The sequence below is a fragment of the Coleofasciculus sp. LEGE 07092 genome (assembly GCF_015207375.1).
GTDB lineage: Bacteria > Cyanobacteriota > Cyanobacteriia > Cyanobacteriales > Coleofasciculaceae > LEGE-07092.
The window spans coordinates 1-2,382 of record NZ_JADEWY010000263.1 but is presented as its reverse complement, the minus strand read 5'-3'; the positions used below and the strand labels follow the sequence as shown (position 1 = coordinate 2,382).

The window sequence follows — 2,382 nt, the reverse complement described above, 5'->3', positions numbered from 1 at the left end:
AGATGTGTGTAAGAGACAGGGGTAAAGGCGAAGGTAGAACCCACTCCAGGACTGCTATTGGCGTTAATTTGTCCGCCATGGGCTGTGATAATTTGGCGACATAGGTACAAACCCAAACCAATTCCTGTGAGATGCTGGCAGTGTAAACCTCGGACGTAGAGTTTGAAGAGGCGATCGCATTGTTCCCGCGTCATGCCAACACCGTCATCGGCGATTGTGCAGTGGATGGCATTTTTATCCACTGTTGCTTCTAGAGTAATATTGACTCCTGGTAGGTTGTGTTTCAAGGCATTGGTAAACAGATGCTCGAAAACGCAGCGTAATTGAGCTGGATCGGCGTCAATAGCAGGTAAATGTTTTGGTATCAAAATCTTTACAGCAGCATCGTTTCTGGCAAATAACGGCTGCAAATCGGCAAGAATTCCCCCAACGAGTTCGTTTAACGATAGGGGTTGGCAGTGGAGAGCGATTTGCCGCCCTTCACTAAAATGGTCTTCTGATAAGGCGTTAATTAATGTAAGCTGGCGATCGCTAGTTTGAATTAACCGCTCCAGAATGGGACGAGGGATAGAAATACTTTCCCCCGAACATTTTTGGGTATTTTTCAGGATGAGGAGTAAACCCATAATTGAGGTGCGCAAGTCGTGAGAAACGGCTTGTAAGAAAATATCTTTTAATTCGTAAAGCTTTTGCAGTTCCTGCATTTTTTCTTGCAGTTGCAGGGTGCGTTCTTCAACTTGAGCCTCTAAGTTGGTGTTGAGAGTCTGTACTTGTTGGTAAAGTTGAGCCTGTTGAATGGCGATAGTTACCTGGGTAGCTAACTGTCTCAGCAAATCCACCTCAAAGGACTGCCAATGACGGGGACTATCGCACTGGTGAACCCCTAATAGTCCAAAGAGTTGATTATCTAGAATCAGGGGTACGGTGAGGGTGGCTTTAATTTGGTAGTGATCGTAATAGTCTTGCAGGTGAGGAGTGACTGCAACTCGGGAGGTATTATCTCGGACTACAATATAGCGATTGGAAAATAGCGATCGCGTTTCCTGCACCAACTCATCCGATGCCACCCATCCCAGCAGAGATTTACAACAGGATTCGACGGATTCGGCAACAATTTTACTTTTTCCGGTAGGGTCGAGATGACCAATATAGACCCGATCGGCTTGCAATAACTGCCGAACTTCCGTTACGGTGGTTTGGAAAATTTGGTCGAGATCTAACGATTGGCGAATCCGTAGGGCAATTTCGGCTAAAAGGCGATCGCGTTGCAAGGTGGCGCGGAGTTGTTCTTCTGCCTGTTGACGCTCAGACATCGTGGCAGCTAAAACAAGAGCGGTAGTTGTCAGTACTGCCATAAAGGTTTGAAGCAACAGAATAGCCTGAGTGGTATCTTCCACCTTGACGACAAAAGGTCCGCTTCCTTGCAGTGCCCCCCCAATTGCCATCCCAGAGACAATCAGGCTGGCAAATACTGCACCCCAGACACGAAATCGCCAGGTTGCCCAAACCACGAAGGGAAAAGGCAGGTATTCAAGAGGATATTCCGAGAGGGCGAGGGAAGTCTGGCATACAAAAACCATCCAACTGACTCCCCACAGCATTATCCAGCAAAGTAAGGCTTCAAAAATCTGCTGAGATGGCAGTATCCTCGGTAGCCTTCGCCGAGGAATTCCCATTCCCACCTTCAACAGCAGGGGAGTAACCACTAAAATTCCCGTACTATCCCCCAGCCACATCGTCCCCCAGTTTTGCCCGAACAGACTCCAATCGAGATAACCCACCCAACAACTGACGGTGGTACTGATGGTGGCATTGACTAAGGTGGCGATCATGGCTCCTAGGATGACGAGTCCCAAGGCGTCTTTAAGGCGTTCTAGGGAAGGGCGAAACTCAATGCGGCGCAGTAGTGTCACCCCGATAACTGCTTGTAATGTGCTACCTGCAACCGAACCTAAGGAAATATCCCACGAGGCTCCCAGAGACAAGTTGAACCAGAACATCCCGATCGCTATTCCCGTCCATAAGCGCCGTCCTTTTAGCAAGAGGGCGGCTAACGCAATTCCGGCTGGGGGCCAAACAGGAGACGCCTCTATTCCTAGCCCTAACAGGGAAAGAGTGAGGTAAGCGCTGCCCATACAAGCGATCGCCAGCAAGCCAACGGAGACAAAGTATCGCCAGAAAAGGTTCTGGCTCAGGGAAGTTATTGACAAAATCAGGTCTTTTTTGTGGCTGATGTTCAAGAGATCATTGTTCTAGAAAGACTCTTCTATGAAAAGAGTGCCCAACTTAACAGGGGGTTAACCTCCCCTAGGTGGGTGAACCGATTCTCTTGAGCAGGTAATTCAAGAGGGGGTAGGGGGTAGGGTGTGGGGTGCGCCTCTT

The 2,382-nt window shown here is 48.8% G+C and carries 1 protein-coding gene; it reads right to left on the bottom strand.

Features of this window, described 5'->3' with window-relative positions:
• A partial coding sequence (locus IQ257_RS29365) for an MASE1 domain-containing protein (protein WP_228061158.1) occupies positions 1-2,210 on the bottom strand: 2,210 nt, incomplete at its 3' end.
• Between the last annotated feature and the right edge of the window lie 172 nt (positions 2,211-2,382).